The sequence below is a fragment of the Bradyrhizobium daqingense genome, from assembly GCF_021044685.1.
GTDB lineage: Bacteria > Pseudomonadota > Alphaproteobacteria > Rhizobiales > Xanthobacteraceae > Bradyrhizobium > Bradyrhizobium daqingense.
The window spans coordinates 7058314-7075178 of sequence record NZ_CP088014.1 but is presented as its reverse complement, the minus strand read 5'-3'; the positions used below and the strand labels follow the sequence as shown (position 1 = coordinate 7075178).

The window sequence follows — 16865 nt, the reverse complement described above, 5'->3', positions numbered from 1 at the left end:
AAGAGTTATTTCGACGCGGTCTTGGTGTCCATGTTCACGACCTGGACCCGGCGGTTGACCGGATCGGCGCCGTTGCCGGCATCCTTCAGCTTGGTCTCGCCGTAGCCGACAGTGACGAGATCGGTGCCGTTGAGGCCGTAATTCTGCATCAGGTACTTCTTGATGGTGTCGGCGCGCCGTTCGGAGAGACCTTGATTGTACTCTTCGCCGCCGGTCGCGTCTGTGTGGCCGGCGACCACGAAGGTCGAGCCCTTGAGCGCCGGATCGGACAGGGCCTTGCCGAGCGCCTGCACCGAGGCCATCGAGGTCTTGGCGATGTCGGCCGAATTGTAGTCGAACTGGATCTCCAGATCGATCTTCGGCTTGGTCGCCGCGAGCTCGGCGATCTGCTCGCGCTCGCCCGTCGACAGCGACCGGGTCGAGCGGTTGCGCACGGTGTTGAGGAACGTCGCTTCCTTGGCCTGCGCCGTCGTGTCGGCCTGCGGACCGACGGACAGGCCACGGGTGGCGGGCTTCGGCTTCAGGGCATCCAGAATCTTGTCGGTCGAAACGTTGTTGTCGCCGGCCAGGGCGAGGCCCGCGCTCATCGAAAGCGCGGCCGTGAGAGTCATGGCCTTCAGTCCAAAGAGCTTATCAAAACGGGTCATTGTCCTATCCTCGTGTTACGCCTGATGGCGATTTGATGCTGCGAGCCTAGGGCAGGTTCAAAGACCTTGATGTGATCTTGGTCACATCCAACACCGCCGAGACGACATCACTCTGCTTTCCGGCAGCCATTTACGCCCGGTTCCTCGAACCACGCGCGCCGCGTGCATCGCGACGCCGCATGGCCCTCAGCCGAACAAGAATTTGTCCAGATGCCCGCCTAGCAGGCTTCAACTATTCGAAAATCCGTTCGCGACAGGAGCCGAGTTCCATCCCGTGCCGAGGTCGAGCGACTATCAGCGTGACTACCCATTCCATCGCAGCGGCCCGCCGGATCGGACAGTGACCCTGAGTTCCATGCCCATCTATATCGGTGCTGCGATGATCGCGGTGGCGATCTTGCTGTCGACGTTGATCACGGGGCTGACCTCCCGCTACGTCGGCCTGGAGGGGCTGACCGAAGAAAACATCTGGCTGGTCGATCGTCTCACCGGCAACGTCTATCGCTGCCAGTCGGAGGGGCGCGGCAAGGCGTCGTGTGAACCCGATGTGGCGACCGGCAGCGTCGGGAGCGCCCAAAAGCCGCACGCTAGAACCTCCGAAAATATCTTCTCTGCGAGCCCTTGTCCCGGAAAGATAGATGTCGCGTTGGCCGGCATGTAGCCGGCTTCGTTTCCGGAGGAGAAATTGATGAAGACCCTGTTGCTCGCGGCAACGTTCGTTGCACTTGCTCTGTCGCCCGCATCCGCCGCCAAGATGGAATGCACCAGTGCGAACATGGCCAAGCTCGTTGCCGGACTGGGCGGCGAAGACACGCCGGGCAAGATGGCAGCGCGGAAGTCGATGGCTGCGGCCAATTCCGACATGAGCAAAGGCAACATGCGAGGCGCCTGCAAGCACTACGTGAGTGCCGAAAAGGCAATGGCGAAGAAGTAAGACATTCCCGCCGAACTGGCACATTCTGGCCGCGCTGGCAGCAGATGGCAGCGCGGCTTTTTTCGTGAGGCCGGTGCTTCGCCGTCTCTCTTTCTCCCGGCGCGAATCCCGCTACATTGCCTCCCGCAATGTCCCGCGCCCCGAAACCTCTCCCCCTCTCGACGACACAGGCCCGGCAGATCTGGCTGCATGCCCAGCGGCTGGATCAGCGCGCCCCGTTCGGCGAGGGCGCACAGGCGGTGGCGGATGCCGTCGCCCATCTCGGCTATGTGCAGATCGACACCATCAATGTGATCGAGCGCTGCCACCACCACATCCTGTTCAGCCGTATTCCGTCCTACCGCCGCGCCGACCTGCGCCAGGCCCAGAGCGTCGACAAGAGTGTGTTCGAATACTGGACGCATGCGCTTTCTTACGTGCCGGCGACCGACTTCCGCTTCTTCCTGCCTGCGATGCGCGAGCACCGGCGCGAGGGGCACAAATGGTTCGCCTCGGTGAAGCCGGCCGACACGCGCAAGGTCATGCGGCTGCTGCGTGCCGGTCCCCTGACGATCCGCGACATCGACGACGATGAGCTGGTTGAGAAGGAGCACCTGTGGCAGAGCCGAAAACCCTCGAAGCGGGCCTTGCAGCTCGCCTTTTATACCGGCGCCGTGACCATCAGCACGCGCCTTGGCATGCTCAAGACCTATGAGTTGACGAGCCGGCATTTCGGCTGGGACAAGCTGCCGAGGCCGGCATCGGCGAAGGAAATCACGGCCTATCTGCTCGACCGCGCGCTGCGCTCGCAGGGGGTCGTCAGCCTGGATTCGATCTGCCATCTCGACGCGCCGCGCAAGAAGGCGGTCGCAAGCCTGATCGCCTCGCGCGTCCGCCGCGGCGAGCTCGTGCCGATCGCGATAGCGGGCGCCGGTAAGCAGGAGCATTGGGCCTCGCCCGCAGCGCTGGAGCCACATGATGTGCCGACCGATCTGGTTCACATCCTCTCGCCGTTCGACCCCCTGATCATCCAGCGCAAGCGCACCAATCTCATCTTCGGCTACAACCATCTGTTCGAAGCCTACGTGCCGAAAGCCAAGCGCAAGCTGGGCTATTTCGCGTTGCCGGTCCTGGCCGGCGACGAGATCGTTGCCGCGCTCGATCTGAAGACCGATCGGCAGGCCAAGAAGCTGCTGATGCAGAAATGGACCTGGGTCGGGCAGGGCAAGAAGACGGCAGGGCGCAAGGAGCTCAAGCGCGCGATCGAGGACGAACTCGATCGCTTCGAGCGGTTTCAATTGGCGGAGTGAGTCTTCGCGGGGTGGGTTGCGACGAGCCGGTCGAGCCAAACGCCGAGCAATATCCCCACCGCGTAGGCGGCCAAATTCCAAAGAGAGAAGATGCGTCCGAGGAGCAGCGCGCCGGCCGTCATGAGCCGGAACGCATCGAGCCACGGCGTGTGCACCAGGCGCGAGAATTCCACAATGACGGCGATCACGATCGCGATCGTCGCAATCTGCGTCCGCGTCCGCCGACGCAACAAGACGCCGACCAGCAGAAACACCATGGTCGCCCACAGCAGCGAGCCGCCGTACTTCACCACGAAGGCGGGCAGGCCGAGCGCAAAGCCGTACCAGCGCAGCGACAACCCGCAGACGATCACCGCGAGCGCGAGGGTGGCGCGGACCAGCGATGTCCGTCGCGGCGCAACAGGGTGATGCGGCTGCGCTTGGTGCATTGCTCGCTCCATTGACTCTTTGTCCGCGATGCTCAAAACCGCCACTCAGCCCTAGAAAAGCAACAACCCGGGGGAAGCCATGAGCCAGACCACCACCTATGCCGGTTCCGCCGGCGGCGCCAAAAACACCAGCGAGAACGCCAGCAAGAGCGACGTCGAGACCTCGACCATCCGCGCCATCTCCTGGCGTCTGATTCCGTTCCTGGTGCTGGCCTACTTCTTCTCCTATCTCGACCGCGTCAATCTCGGCTTCGCGGCGCTGACCATGAACGCCGAGCTGAAGTTCACGCCGCTAATCTTCGCCTGGGGCGCCGGCATCTTCTTCATCGGCTATTTTATCTTCGAGGTGCCGAGCAATCTCGCGCTGGAGAAATTCGGCGCGAGCCGCTGGATCGCCCGCATCATGGTGACCTGGGGCATCATCTCGGCGTTGATGGCAATGGTGAGCGGCGTCACCAGCTTCTACATCCTGCGCTTCCTGCTCGGCGTCGCCGAGGCCGGCTTCTTCCCGGGCATCATCCTCTATCTCACCTACTGGTATCCGGCCGAATATCGCGCCCGCTTCCTCGCGGCCTTCGCCATCGCCGTTCCGGTCTCGACCGTGATCGGCGCGCCGGTCTCGGGCCTGTTGCTCGGGCTCGACGGCATGATGGGGCTGAGGGGCTGGCAATGGCTGTTCATTATCGAGGGCATCCCCTCGGTGCTGCTCGGCATCGTCACCTGGTTCTACCTTACCGACAAGCCGGAGAAGGCGGACTGGCTCTCGGCCGAGCAGAAGGCCTGGCTCAAGGCCAGGCTCGACTCGGAGATCGCGGCCAAGCAGGCCGTGAAGCATCTGTCGCTCGGCCAAGCCCTGTCGTCGCCGAAGGTGATCGCCCTCAGCCTGATCTATTTCGGCTTCGTCGGCGCGCTCTATGGCATGCAGTTCTGGCTGCCGCAGATCGTCAAGGCATTCGGGCTCACCAACGCGCAGACCGGCTTCGTCACCGCGATTCCGTATCTGTTCGGCACCATCGCCATGGTCCTGTGGGCGCGGCATTCGGATGCGAGCCGCGAACGCGTGTTCCATGTCGGCGCGCCGCTGCTGCTCACCGCGGTCGCGCTCGGCGCGTCCTCCTATCTCACCGATCCCACCCTCACGATGGTGATGCTGACGGTGGCCGCGATCGGCGTGTTCTGCTGCTTCGGCGTGTTCTGGACCCTGCCGACCGCCTGGCTTTCCGGCACCGCAGCCGCCGGGGCCATCGCCCTGATCAACTCGATCGGCAATCTCGCCGGCTTCGGCGGGCCGTACCTGATCGGCTGGGTCAAGGAAGCGACGGGGCAGACCTCCACCGGACTGCTGGTGCTCGCCGTGCTGCCCCTGATCGCCGGGATTTTAGTGTTTGTCGGCGGCCACGACAGCAAGCACGAGTTCGCTGAACAAGGGCGGTAACTTAGGTCGCCCTGGCGACAGCCAGGGTGCATCCACCGCAGCCTCTCTCGGCGCAGGGGAAACGTTTTCAAGGTTGGAGTCCTGCCTTCTCCCGAGCGGAGGGGGCGCACCGCCCCTCAACCGATCACGCTTTCATGATGACTGACGATTATTGACTTTTATCAGTGATTAGTTGACATTCCTCTCATTCGAGATGCAGGAGTGTCCTCCGATGTTTGTCCGGTCGGTTTTGTCGAGCTATTCCAGGCTCTTGGCGGGTGTGTCGCTGGCCCTGATGGCCGCCGCGCTGGCCGGATGCAATGACACCGTCGCCGAAAAGGCCGAGCCGCCGCGGCCGGTTCTGGTCGCGACCGCCCATTATGATGCCGAGACGCCGGAGCGCAGCTTCGTCGGCACCATCAGGCCCCGGATCGAGAGCGATCTCGGCTTCCGCGTTGCCGGCAAGGTTGCAAAGCGACTGGTCGAGGTCGGCCAGACCGTCGAAATCGGGCAGCCGCTTGCAACCCTCGACGAGGTCGACCTCAAGCTCCAGGCCGAGCAGGCGCTGGCTGAGCAGACCGCCGCGACCGGCGTGCTGGCCCAGGCTGCCGCCGCCGAGCAGCGCGCCAAGGATTTGAAGGCCAAGGGCTGGACCACGGACGCCCAGATGGATTCGAGCCGTGCCGCCGCGGACGAAGCCCGCGCGCGGCTGAACCGCGCCGAGCGCGCGCTCGAGCTCAGCAAGAATTCCCTTTCCTACGCGACGCTCAACGCCGACGCCCGTGGCGTCGTCACCGCAACGCTGATCGAGCCCGGCCAGGTGGTTGCCGCGGGCCAGGCTTCGATCCGCGTCGCCCGCTTTGCCGAGAAGGAAGCGGTCGTCGCGATTCCTGAGACGCTGGTCGGACGCGCCAAGTCGGGCGTCGCCAGCGTCACTCTTTGGTCCGAGCCGGGCAAGAAGTATGCGGCCAAGCTGCGCGAGATCGCGCCGGCGGCCGATCCGGCCACGCGGACTTATCTTGCAAAGTTTTCGCTGCCCGAGGCGGACGACAAAGTCTCGCTCGGCATGACCGCGACGCTGACACTGTCGGACGCGGCCAGCGAGCGCGTCGCCCGGCTGCCGCTGTCGGCGCTGTTCAACGAAGGCGGCAAGCCGTCGTTCTATGTCGTCGACGACAACGGCGGCGTCACGCTCAAGCCCGTCACGGTGAAGTCCTACGAGAGCAACGACGTCGTCATCACCGGCGGTGTGGAAGAGGGCGCCAAGATCGTCGCGCTCGGCGTGCAGAAACTCGATCCGGGCCAGAGGGTGCGGATCGTGTCGTCACTGTCCTTTTAAGTTCTGTCATTCGGGGGCGCCCCGAGGGGCGAACTACGGTGCGCAATTGCGCACCTGAGAATCTCGAGGTTCCGGGTCTGGTCCTTCGGACCACCCCGGAACGACGTCAGAAATGAGTTACGTCGTGGGAGGTGAGTTTCGGCCCGAGCGCAAATGCGAAGGCTGAAGCGGCGAAGCGATCCAGAACTTGCCCAGCCCCCTGGATTGCTTCGCTGCCTCGCGACGACGCCTCGAACAGAGTGGCTGTCGTTTTTGGCAATTGGATCGTCTTTCGGAGAGTGCGATGAAGCGCTTCAACCTTTCGGCCTGGGCCGTCAGCCATCCGACGCTGGTGCTCTTCTTGATGATCATACTCGGTGTCGCTGGCTACTTCTCCTATGAGAAGCTCGGGCGCGCCGAGGATCCGTTCTTCACGGTGAAGGTGGTCAACGTCTCCGTGATGTGGCCCGGCGCGACCGCGCAGGAGATTCAGACCCAGGTCGCCGATCCCATCGAGAAGAAGATCCAGGAGCTGCCTTATTTCGAGAAGGTGCAGACCTATTCCAAGCCCGGCTTCACCGCGCTCCAGGTGACCTTTCGCGACAACACCCCGCCGAAGGATGTGCCTTATCTCTTTTATCTGCTGCGCAAGAAGCTGGTCGACGTGCAGGGCCAGTTGCCCTCCGGCATCCTCGGGCCCGTCGTCAACGACGAGTTCTCCGACGTCGATTCCATCCTCTACATGATGACAGGCGACGGCGCCGACTATGCCCAGCTCAAGAAGGTCTCCGAAGGCTTCCGCCAGCGCCTCTTGAAGGTTCCCGGTGTGACCAAGGTCGACGTCTACGGCAACCAGGACGAGCGCATCTTCGTCGAGTTCAGCCACGCCAAGCTCGCCACGCTCGGCATCACGCCGCAGGCGCTGTTCGATTCGCTGGCCAAGCAGAACAACGTCACGCCGGCCGGCACGGTCGAGACTTCCTCGCAACGCGTGCCGCTGCGCGTCACCGGCGCGCTCGACGGCGCCAAGGCGGTCGCGGAGACCCCGGTCGAGAGCAATGGCCGCGTGTTCCGCCTGGGGGATATCGCCACCGTCACCCACGGCTATGTCGATCCGCCGAGCTTCGTCGTCCGTCAGGAAGGCAAGCCCGCCATCGGCATCGGCGTCGTCACGGCCAAGGGTGCCAACATCCTCGAGCTCGGCAAGGAGGTCGAGAAGGCCACCGCCGACTTCATGAAGGCGGTGCCGCAGGGTATCGACGTCAAGCTGATCGCCGACCAGCCCAAGGTGGTCGAGCACGCCGTCGGCGAGTTCGTGCATTCCTTCATGGAAGCGCTCGTCATCGTGCTGTTCGTCTCGTTCCTGGCGCTCGGCTGGCGCACCGGCATCGTGGTCGCGCTGTCGGTGCCGCTGGTGCTCGGCATCGTCTTCATCGTCATGAACACGATGTCGCTCGACCTGCACCGCATCACGTTAGGTGCGCTGATCATCGCGCTCGGCCTGCTCGTCGACGACGCCATCATCGCGGTCGAGATGATGGTGGTGAAGATGGAGCAGGGCTGGGACCGCATGCGTGCGGCGTCCTTTGCCTGGGAATCAACTGCGTTTCCGATGCTCACGGGAACGCTGGTCACGGCCGCTGGCTTCCTCCCCATCGGCTTTGCCAATTCGGCGGTCGGCGAATATGCCGGCAGCATCTTCTGGATCGTGGCGATCGCGCTGGTCGCCTCCTGGTTCGTGGCGGTGATCTTCACGCCCTATATCGGCGTCAAGCTGCTGCCGGAGATGAAGGCGCACCACAACCACGATCCGCACGCGGTTTACGAGACCCGCATGTACAGGGGATTGCGCGCCATCGTGCAATGGTGCGTCAACCACCGCATCACCGTGGTGGTCGCGACCGTCGGCGTCTTCGCCGCCTCCATCGTCGGCTTCGGCCAGGTCCAGCAGCAGTTCTTCCCGCTGTCGGAGCGGCCCGAGCTGTTCCTCCAGCTGCGCCTGCCGGAAGGCACCGCCTTCAACGTCACCGAGAAGGCTGCGAAGAAGGCCGAGACGCTGCTCAAGGACGACAAGGACATCGAGACCTACACCGCCTATGTCGGCCAGGGTTCGCCGCGGTTCTGGCTTGGCCTCAACCCGCAGCTGCCGAACGAGGCCTTCGCCGAGATCGTCATCGTCGCCAAGGGCGTCGAGGCGCGCGAGCGCATCAAGGCCAAGATCGAGAACGCGGCTGCCGAGGGCTTCCTGTCCGAGGCGCGCGTGCGCGTCGACCGCTTCAATTTCGGCCCGCCGGTCGGCTTCCCCGTCCAGTTCCGCGTGATCGGCCCCGACGCCAACAAGGTGCGCGAGATCGCCTACCAGGTTCGCGACGTCATGCGCCAGAACAAGAGCGTCAAGGACGTCCAGCTCGACTGGAACGAGCAGTCGCCTTACCTCAAGCTCGTCGTCGACCAGGACCGTGCCCGCGCCATGGGCCTGACACCGCAGGACGTCTCGCAGGCGCTGTCCATGTTAATCTCCGGCGCGCAGGTCACGACCGTGCGCGACGGCATCGAGAAGGTCGGCGTGGTTGCCCGTGCGATCCCGTCCGAACGCCTCGACCTCGGCGGTGTCGGCGATCTCACCATCACCTCGCGCAACGGCGTCGCCGTGCCGCTCCAGCAGATCGCCAAGATCGAATATGCGCACGAGGAGCCGATCATGTGGCGGCGTAACCGCGACATGGCGATCACCGTGCGCTCCGACGTCGTCGACGGCGTGCAGGCGCCTGACGTCACGGGCCAGATCACGCCGAAGCTGAAGCCGATCATTGATCATCTCGAGCCGGCCTACCGGATCGAGCCGGGCGGCGCCTTCGAGGAATCCGCCAAGGGCAATGCCTCGATCTTCATCCTCTTCCCGGTGATGGTCATGGTGATGCTGACGCTGCTGATGATCCAGCTGCAGAGCTTCTCGCGCCTGATCCTGGTGTTCCTGACCGCGCCGCTCGGCATCGTCGGCGCCTCGCTCGGCCTCAACGTCGCCAATGCCCCGTTCGGTTTCGTGGCGCTGCTCGGCCTGATCGCGCTCGCCGGCATGATCATGCGCAACACCGTCATCCTGGTCGACCAGATCGAGACCGACGTCTCCCATGGCATGACCCGCCGCGAGGCGATCGTGGAGGCGACGGTCCGTCGCGCCAGACCGGTGGTGCTGACGGCGCTGGCCGCGATCCTCGCCATGATCCCGCTGTCGCGCTCGGCCTTCTGGGGCCCGATGGCGATCACCATCATGGGCGGCTTGTTCGTGGCGACCTTCCTGACGCTGCTGTACCTGCCGGGCCTCTACGCCCTGTGGTTCAGGAAGAGCCTGGATGAGGCGGGGACGCCCGAGCAGCCTGCCGCGCCGCAGCATGGGAGCGATGACCAGCACGCAATTCCGCTTGCCGAAGCGGCTGAATAGATGAGAAGACTGCTGACCAGCGAGTCCTGACTGATGGCCCTTATTTCGGAACATATCGAAGTCGACACCCGGGATCGTATCCTCGAGGTGGCCGAGCGGCTGTTCCGCCAGATCGGCTACCAGAAGACCACGGTCGGCGACATCGCCAAGGAGCTCAGGATGAGCCCCGCCAATGTCTATCGCTTCTTCGAATCGAAGAAGGCGATCCATCAGGCGGTGGCGCGCTCGCTGATGGGCGAGGTCGAGCTGGAGGCGCAGCGGATCGTGGCACGGCCCGGTCCGGTGCTGGATCGCTTCCGCGAGCTGCTCACCACCATCAATCGCATGAACACCGAGCGCTATGTCGGCGACAATAAGCTGCATGAGATGGTCGAGATCGCCATGCAGGAGGACTGGGACGTCTGCGTCACCCACATGGAATGTGTCGCCGGCATGATCGGCCAGATGATCGCGCAAGGCGTGGCCTCCGGGGAGTTCGAGGCACCCGACCTGCAACTGGCCGCGCTCTGCTCGTGCACGGCGATGATGCGCTTCTTTCACCCCCAGATGATCGCCCAGTGCGCCACCAAGCCGGGCCCGAACATCGACCAGATGATCGATTTCGTCATCGCGGGTCTGTCCCCGCGCCACTGACGGGCGGGGGAATTTCTCCTTATAAGCAGGCCGGCCACCCCGCGCTAACCGGCCGGTGGCGGACCAGGACGGAGCAACACACTCCGTCATTGCGAGCGCAGCGAAGCAATCCAGACTGTCTCCGCGGAGGGATTCTGGATTGCTTCGCTGCGCTCGCAATGACGATCAGGGAAAAGCCAGCGTGACCGACAAAGACCTGTACTTCTACGAGCCCTCCAAGGGCCACGGCCTCAAGCACGACCCCTTCAACGCCATCATCGCGCCGCGGCCGATCGGCTGGATCTCCTCGCGCGATACCAGGGGCCACGTCAACCTCGCGCCCTACAGCTTCTTCAATGCGTTCTGCTACGTGCCGCCGATCATCGGGTTCTCCTCCACCAACTGGAAGGACACGGTCTCGAACATGGAGCAGACGCGGGAGTTCGTCTGGAATCTCACCACCATGGATCTCGCCAAGCACATGAACGCGACCGCCGCGCATGTCGCGCCTGAGGTCGACGAGTTCGAGGTCGCGGGCCTCACCGCGGTGCCCGGCAAGCTCGTCAACGTGCCGCGCGTGGCCGAGAGCCCGGTGGCCTTCGAATGCAAGGTGTCCGACATCGTCCGCCTCAAGGGCGCCGACGGCAAGGAGGCCGACGCCTGGCTGACGCTGGGCGAGGTCGTCGCCGTCCACATCGACAGGGCCATGATCAAGGACGGCGTCTATCAGACCGCCGCCGCCCGTCCGATCGTCCGCGCCGGCCGTCGCGGCGACTATTTCGAGATCAAGCCGGAAAACATGTTCGAGATGGTGCGGCCGGATTAGGTCCGGGCTGCTACTCTCTCCACACGTCATTCCGGGGCGCGCCGTCAGGCGCGAGCCCGGAATCCATACTCCCGATCATAGTTATGGATTCCGGGCTCGACGCTTGCGCGTCGCCCCGGAATGACGGCGCGACATCCGTCCCCTTTCCCCTCCTGGAACTGCCCGCACGCCCCGGCCGTTATGGTCCCCGGGGCGGCCGCCCGGCCGCGTCAATTGGCTGCATTCTGCAGGCGAAGTGTTCACTTCCCCAGGCCACTTTCCGCTAAAATGCCAGATATCCGCGCCGACGCATGAGGTCCGCCATGAGCTTCCGCCGCGACAAAATCACGAAGCCGATCTTCTCCTGGGCACGCGGCGTGCTGCCGGCGATGTCCGACACCGAGCGCGAGGCGCTGGAGGCCGGTGACGTCTGGTGGGATGCCGATCTCTTCACCGGCAATCCTGACTGGTCGAAGCTTCTGAAGGTGCCGCAGGCGAGGCTGACTGAGGAGGAGCAGGCCTTCCTCAATGGCCCCGTCGACGAGCTCTGCGCCATGCTTGACGAGTGGAAGATCTTCTGGGAATGGCGCGACCTGCCGCCGGATGTCTGGCACTTCGTCAAGCGCGAGAAATTCTTCGGCATGATCATCCCGAAGGAGTTCGGCGGCCTCGGCTTCTCGCCCTATGCCCATTCGGAAGTCGTCCGCAAGATCTCGACGCGCTCGATCGCGGCGGCGGTCACGGTGATGGTGCCAAACTCGCTCGGGCCCGGCGAGCTTCTGATGCGGTTCGGCACGACGGAGCAGCAGGCGCGCTGGCTGCCGCGGCTCGCCGACGGCCGCGACATTCCCTGCTTCGGCCTCACCAGCCCCGAGGCGGGGTCAGATGCCGCCTCGATGGTCGACACCGGCGTCATCTGCAAGGGCGAGTTCGAGGGCCGCGAGGTCGTCGGCCTCCGGCTCAACTGGCACAAGCGTTACATCACGCTCGGCCCGGTCGCGACGCTGCTGGGTCTCGCCTTCAAGGCCTATGATCCCGATCATCTCGTGGGGGGCCAGGAAGAGCTCGGCATCACGGTCGCGCTGATCCCGACCAATCTGCCCGGCGTCGAGATCGGCCAGCGCCATCTGCCGTCGATGCAGGTGTTCCAGAACGGCCCAAACTGGGGCCGTGATGTCTTCATTCCGCTCGATTATGTCATCGGCGGCAAGGAACGGCTGGGGCAGGGCTGGAAGATGCTGATGACGGCGCTCGCCGCCGGCCGCGGCATCTCGCTGCCGTCGCTCTCTGCGGCCGGCGCCGCCTATGCCGCGCGCACCACCGGCGCCTATGCCCGCATTCGCGAGCAGTTCGGCATCTCCATCTCCAAGTTCGAAGGTGTCGAGGAGCCGCTCGCGCGCATCGTCGCGACCGCCTACCAGCTCGATGCCGCACGGCGGCTGACCTGCGCGGCGCTCAATGCCGGCATTCATCCTGCCGTCATCTCCGGCATCATGAAGCTGCACGCCACCGAGCGCATGCGCACCGCGATCGACGATGCCATGGACATCCATGGCGGTAAGGCCGTGATCGACGGCCCGCAAAACTATCTCGGTAATCTCCATCGCGCCGTGCCGGTCGGCATCACCGTCGAAGGCGCCAACATCCTGACCCGCAATCTCATCGTGTTCGGGCAGGGCGCCATCCGCGCGCATCCCTTTCTGCTCGACGAGATGAACGCGCTCGCCGATACCGATCGCGAGCGCGGGCTCACCGCGTTCGACAAGGCATTCTGGAAGCACGTCGGCCACAGCTTCCGGACTCTGTTCCGCGCCTTCGGCCGAAGCTGGACCTTTGGTGCCTTTGCAACGGCACCCGACGCGGGCGATGCCACGCCATTCTATCGTCAGCTCTCGCGATACTCCGCCGCCTTCGCGCTCTGCGCCGACATGGCGCTGCTGACGCTCGGCGGTGCGCTCAAGCGCAGGGAGATGCTGTCGGCGCGGTTTGGCGACATTCTTTCCGAGCTCTATCTGCTCTCGGCGGCACTGAAGCGCTGGCAGGACGAGGGGCGGCAGAAAGAGGATTTCGCCGCGCTGGAATGGTGCATGGCGACAGGCTTCAAAACGATCGAGAACCGGCTTGCCGAAATCCTCGCCAATCTGCCGAACCGCTTCGTTGCCGGCTTCCTCAAGCTGGTCGTCCAGCCGTTCGGCGCCCGCGTGCTCGGCCCGTCCGACCGCATCGTGCATCAATGCGCCGGCATCGTGCTGGAGCCCTCGGCGGCGCGCGAGCGTCTTACGCCGGACCTCGCTCTTCTCGATGACGACGGCGGCTTTGCCCGGCTGGAGCGCGCGTTCAAGCTGGTCGCGGCCACCGACGCCATCACCAAGCCCATGCGCGCTGCGCAGTTGCGCGACTGGAAGGAGGCGGTGACCAAGGGCGTGATCACGCAGGCCGAGGGCGAGCAGCTCGCGGCGGCCCGCGCAGCCGTCACTGGAGTCATCGAAGTCGATGATTTTGCGCCGGAGGCGCTGTCCCCGATTTACAAGAAATCCGGCGACGTGCATCAGTTCTTCCAGGAACTCGGTGAACAGAGGGCGGCGAGCTGATGGCACGACCGGTTTTCATCGTCGACGGCAGCAGGACGCCGTTCCTGAAGGCACGCTCAGGACCCGGGCCGTTCACGCCGGTCGATCTCGCCGTGCAATGCGGCCGGCCGCTGCTGGCGCGCCAGCCGTTCTCGCCTGACAGCTTCGACCAGGTCATCCTCGGCTGCGTTAACGTGATCGCCGACGAGATGAACCCGGCCCGTGTCGCCGCGCTGCGGCTCGGCATGGGCGAGGATATGGTCGCCTTTACGGTCCAGATCAATTGCGGCTCCGGCATGCAGTCGATCGACACCGCCTACCGCTACATCCGCGAGGGCCATGCGGACATGATCCTTGCCGGCGGCACCGAGGCGCTCAGCCATGCCCCGCTGGTCTGGCCCAACTCCGGCGTTCGATGGTTTGCCGGCCTTGCCACCGCCAAGGGCGTGGCGGCCAAGCTCGCGGCTGCCTTCAAGTTGCGCCCCCGCGATCTGAAGCCGATCATCGGCCTCGAGCGCGGGCTGACCGATCCCGTCACCGAGCTGAATATGGGGCAGACCGCCGAGGTCGTCGGCCATCTCTTCGGCATCACGCGCGCACAATCCGATGCCTACGCGGCCGAAAGCCATCGCCGGCTCGCGCATGCGCAAGCCGAAGGTTTTCTGAAAGGCGAGGTCGAGACCGCGTTCTCCCGCGATGGCAAGTACTTCGACCACGATGACGGCGTGCGCCCGGACTCGACGGCGGAGACGCTGGCAAAGCTCCGGCCGGTGTTCGAGCGGCCCTGGGGGCAGGTCACCGCCGGCAATTCCTCGCAGATCACCGACGGCGCATCCTGGGTGATCCTGGCCTCCGACGCTGCGGTCGCAAAGCACAAGCTCACGCCGAAGGCTGCGATCGTCGACAGCAACTGGGCGGCGCTCGATCCCAGCATCATGGGATTGGGTCCGGTGATGTCGACGACTCCGCTGCTTGCGCGCAACGGCCTCACCATCAAGGAGGTCGTGACCTGGGAGCTGAATGAGGCTTTCGCCACGCAGGTGCTCGGCTGCCTTGCGGCGTGGAACGACGATAAATTCTGCCGAGAGATCCTCGGGCTCGACGGCGCGGCCGGCGAGATCGACCGCGAGAGGCTGAACGTCGATGGCGGCGCCATCTCGCTCGGTCACCCCGTCGGCACCTCCGGCAACCGCATCGTGCTGCATCTCGTCAACGCGATGAAGCGGCTCGGCACCCGGCGCGGCGTCGCCACCGAATGCATCGGTGGCGGGCTCGGCGGCGCCATGCTGATCGAGGCGGTGTGACCATGGATTCCAAGATCATGACCGCACTCGCCGATCGCGTGCTGACGCTCGGGCCCCCTCCCGCCCCCGACAGCCCCTATAAGCACTTTAAGCTGACGCGCGATGAGGACGGCGTCGCCTGGCTGCTGTTCGACCGCGCCGACACCAGTGCCAACACGTTGTCCTCGGACGTGATGGAGGAGTTCGATGCCGTACTCGCGGCGATCGAGACTGAGCGCCCGGCCGGCCTCGTGATCCGCTCGGCAAAGCCGTCCGGCTTCATCGCCGGCGCGGATGTCAACGAATTCCGCGGCGCGTCCGATCCCGGTATGGTGGAGACGCGGATCCGTGCCGCGCATGCGGTGGTCGATCATCTCGAAGCCTTGAAGCTACCGACGGTCGCGGTCATCCACGGCTTCTGCCTCGGCGGCGGGCTCGAGGTCGCGCTGGCCTGCCAGTCGCGCATCGCCATCGAGGGCGCGCGCTTCGGCTTCCCGGAGGTGATGCTCGGTCTGCATCCCGGCCTCGGCGGCACCGCGCGTTTCACCGCGCTGGTCAATCCGGTCCAGTCGATGGCGCTGATGCTGACCGGCCGCACCGTTGATGCACGCCGTGCCAAATCGCTCGGCCTCGCCGACACCGTGACGCAGGAGCGCCACGTCCAGGGTGCGGTGAAGGATGCGCTGTTCGGACGCCTGAAGCGGGCCAAGCCCGGGCTGATGACGCGTGCCGCCAATCTCGGACTGGTGCGTGGATTGCTCGCCAAGCGCATGCGCTCGGAGGCGGCGAAGGCTGCGTCCCGCGAGCACTATCCCGCGCCCTATGCACTGATTGATCTCTGGGAGACACACGGCGGCAGCAAGGCTGCGATGCTGAAGGCCGAGCAGGCCTCGTTCGCCAAGCTGATGGTGACGCCGACCGCGCAGAACCTGATCCGCGTCTTCTTCCTGCGCGAGCAGATGAAGAAGGCGGCCGGCAGCGGCAACACCATTAAGCATGTCCACGTCATCGGCGCCGGCGCCATGGGCGGCGACATCGCGGCGTGGTGTGCGGGGCAAGGCTTGCGCGTCTCGCTCGCCGACATGAAAGCCGAGCCGATCGCGGGCGCGGTCAAGCGCGCCAATGAGCTCTACGGCAAGATCATCCGCAGGCGGACCGAGGTGCGCGATGCGCTCGATCGCCTCATCCCTGACATGGGCGGGGAGGGCGTGCGTAATGCCGATCTCATCATCGAGGCGGTCCCTGAGAAGCTGGAGCTGAAGCAGAAGGTCTATGCTGGGGTCGAGCCGCGGATGAAGCCGGGGGCGATCCTCGCCACCAACACGTCGAGCATCCCGCTGCAGGATCTGCGCACGACGCTGGCGCGGCCGGAGCGGCTGGTCGGCCTGCATTTCTTCAATCCGGTATCGCGGCTGCAACTGGTCGAGGTCGTCAGTCATGACGGCAATGTCGCTGAGGTGCTGAAGGAGGCGCTCGCCTTCGTCGGCGCGATCGACCGCCTGCCGCTGCCCGTGAAGAGCTCGCCCGGCTTCCTCGTCAACCGCGCGCTGACGCCGTACATGCTGGAAGCGATGGTGATGCTGGACGAGAAGATCGACCAGCGCCTGATCGATGCCGCGGCCGAGCAGTTCGGCATGCCGATGGGGCCGATCGAGCTGGCCGACCAGGTCGGGCTCGACATCTGTCTCGACGTCGGCGACATGCTGCGCACCAAGTTCGGGGACCTCTTGCCGCCGACGCCGGCCTGGCTGCGGGAGAAGGTCGCCAAGGGCGAGCTCGGCCGCAAGACCGGCAAAGGCTTTTACACCTGGAAGGACGGCAAGGCGGAGAAGGCGCAGTTGCCCGAGACGGGGCCGCGCGTCACGGACCAGATGATCGACCGTCTGGTGCTGCCGATCTCCAATGTCTGCGTCGCGGCGCTGCGCGAGGGCATCGTGGACGATGCCGACGCGGTCGACGGCGCCATGATCTTCGGCACCGGTTATGCACCGTTCCGCGGCGGGCCGCTCAACTATGCGCGCACGCGCGGCGTGGAAAATGTCGGATCCACTTTGCGCGGACTGGCCGAGCGATTCGGCGATCGCTTCGCGCCCGATCCGGGCTGGCACAGTTTCAAGTGAGAG

Annotated in this window: 12 protein-coding genes and 1 pseudogene; 11 read left to right on the top strand and 2 right to left on the bottom strand. The window is 65.0% G+C overall.

Features of this window, described 5'->3' with window-relative positions; genetic code table 11:
• Positions 1-5: 5 nt before the first annotated feature.
• The gene (locus LPJ38_RS33825; protein WP_145638955.1) at positions 6-647 is read right to left on the bottom strand and encodes an OmpA family protein; all 642 of its coding nucleotides are present in this window, start codon (positions 645-647) and stop codon (positions 6-8) included.
• A 355-nt stretch (positions 648-1002) separates the two neighbouring features.
• Here LPJ38_RS33825 and LPJ38_RS33820 point away from each other — a divergent pair.
• From LPJ38_RS33820 to LPJ38_RS33810, 3 genes and pseudogenes are all read left to right on the top strand, one after another.
• A pseudogene (locus LPJ38_RS33820) lies at positions 1003-1227 on the top strand (hypothetical protein); the annotation flags it as partial.
• Between the two features lie 108 nt (positions 1228-1335).
• Positions 1336-1581, top strand: coding sequence for a hypothetical protein (locus tag LPJ38_RS33815; protein ID WP_145638953.1), 246 nt, complete (start codon positions 1336-1338; stop codon positions 1579-1581).
• Positions 1582-1709: 128 nt separating this feature from the next.
• On the top strand, positions 1710-2870 hold the full coding sequence (locus LPJ38_RS33810; RefSeq protein ID WP_145638951.1) for a winged helix-turn-helix domain-containing protein: 1161 nt from the start codon (positions 1710-1712) through the stop codon (positions 2868-2870).
• On the opposite strand, the gene LPJ38_RS33805 is transcribed toward LPJ38_RS33810, so the two are convergent.
• Positions 2855-3298: a ribosomal maturation YjgA family protein gene (locus LPJ38_RS33805; RefSeq protein ID WP_167520629.1), complete on the bottom strand. Its 444-nt coding sequence runs from the start codon at positions 3296-3298 to the stop codon at positions 2855-2857. The genes LPJ38_RS33810 and LPJ38_RS33805 overlap by 16 nt on opposite strands.
• Before the next feature lie 79 nt (positions 3299-3377).
• Between LPJ38_RS33805 and LPJ38_RS33800 the strand changes: the two genes are divergently transcribed.
• The 8 genes from LPJ38_RS33800 to LPJ38_RS33765 all read left to right on the top strand — a co-directional run bounded on the left by LPJ38_RS33800 (position 3378) and on the right by LPJ38_RS33765 (position 16862).
• Entirely contained in the window at positions 3378-4733 is a 1356-nt protein-coding gene (locus tag LPJ38_RS33800; RefSeq protein WP_145638949.1) for an MFS transporter, read from the top strand.
• 211 nt (positions 4734-4944) lie between these two features.
• Positions 4945-6051 (top strand): efflux RND transporter periplasmic adaptor subunit, encoded by a 1107-nt coding sequence (locus LPJ38_RS33795; RefSeq protein WP_145638947.1) that lies wholly within the window; start codon positions 4945-4947, stop codon positions 6049-6051.
• A gap of 283 nt (positions 6052-6334) precedes the next feature.
• Positions 6335-9472 (top strand): efflux RND transporter permease subunit, encoded by a 3138-nt coding sequence (locus LPJ38_RS33790; protein WP_145638945.1) that lies wholly within the window; start codon positions 6335-6337, stop codon positions 9470-9472.
• Between the two features lie 33 nt (positions 9473-9505).
• Complete coding sequence (locus LPJ38_RS33785) at positions 9506-10105, top strand: TetR/AcrR family transcriptional regulator (RefSeq protein ID WP_145638943.1); 600 nt, start codon at positions 9506-9508, stop codon at positions 10103-10105.
• A 181-nt stretch (positions 10106-10286) separates the two neighbouring features.
• Entirely contained in the window at positions 10287-10910 is a 624-nt protein-coding gene (locus tag LPJ38_RS33780; protein ID WP_145638941.1) for a flavin reductase family protein, read from the top strand.
• Positions 10911-11212: 302 nt separating this feature from the next.
• Entirely contained in the window at positions 11213-13480 is a 2268-nt protein-coding gene (locus tag LPJ38_RS33775; RefSeq protein ID WP_167520628.1) for an acyl-CoA dehydrogenase, read from the top strand.
• Positions 13480-14763 carry an acetyl-CoA C-acetyltransferase gene (locus LPJ38_RS33770; protein ID WP_145638937.1) on the top strand — a complete coding sequence of 428 codons (1284 nt, stop codon included), beginning with the start codon at positions 13480-13482 and terminating at the stop codon, positions 14761-14763. The genes LPJ38_RS33775 and LPJ38_RS33770 overlap by 1 nt, the downstream gene beginning before the upstream one ends.
• A gap of 2 nt (positions 14764-14765) precedes the next feature.
• Positions 14766-16862: a 3-hydroxyacyl-CoA dehydrogenase NAD-binding domain-containing protein gene (locus LPJ38_RS33765; protein WP_167520627.1), complete on the top strand. Its 2097-nt coding sequence runs from the start codon at positions 14766-14768 to the stop codon at positions 16860-16862.
• Positions 16863-16865: the final 3 nt, after the last annotated feature.

Bases quoted from the DNA above. Each gene is read 5' to 3' on its own strand.
- LPJ38_RS33785 (WP_145638943.1), top strand. From the start codon at position 9,506: ATGGCCCTTATTTCGGAACATATCGAAGTCGACACCCGGGATCGTATC.
- LPJ38_RS33770 (WP_145638937.1), top strand. From the start codon at position 13,480: ATGGCACGACCGGTTTTCATCGTCGACGGCAGCAGGACGCCGTTCCTG.
- LPJ38_RS33775 (WP_167520628.1), top strand. From the start codon at position 11,213: ATGAGCTTCCGCCGCGACAAAATCACGAAGCCGATCTTCTCCTGGGCA.
- LPJ38_RS33765 (WP_167520627.1), top strand. From the start codon at position 14,766: ATGGATTCCAAGATCATGACCGCACTCGCCGATCGCGTGCTGACGCTC.
- LPJ38_RS33800 (WP_145638949.1), top strand. From the start codon at position 3,378: ATGAGCCAGACCACCACCTATGCCGGTTCCGCCGGCGGCGCCAAAAAC.
- LPJ38_RS33790 (WP_145638945.1), top strand. From the start codon at position 6,335: ATGAAGCGCTTCAACCTTTCGGCCTGGGCCGTCAGCCATCCGACGCTG.
- LPJ38_RS33795 (WP_145638947.1), top strand. From the start codon at position 4,945: ATGTTTGTCCGGTCGGTTTTGTCGAGCTATTCCAGGCTCTTGGCGGGT.
- LPJ38_RS33810 (WP_145638951.1), top strand. From the start codon at position 1,710: ATGTCCCGCGCCCCGAAACCTCTCCCCCTCTCGACGACACAGGCCCGG.
- LPJ38_RS33805 (WP_167520629.1), bottom strand. From the start codon at position 3,298: ATGCACCAAGCGCAGCCGCATCACCCTGTTGCGCCGCGACGGACATCG.
- LPJ38_RS33825 (WP_145638955.1), bottom strand. From the start codon at position 647: ATGACCCGTTTTGATAAGCTCTTTGGACTGAAGGCCATGACTCTCACG.
- LPJ38_RS33815 (WP_145638953.1), top strand. From the start codon at position 1,336: ATGAAGACCCTGTTGCTCGCGGCAACGTTCGTTGCACTTGCTCTGTCG.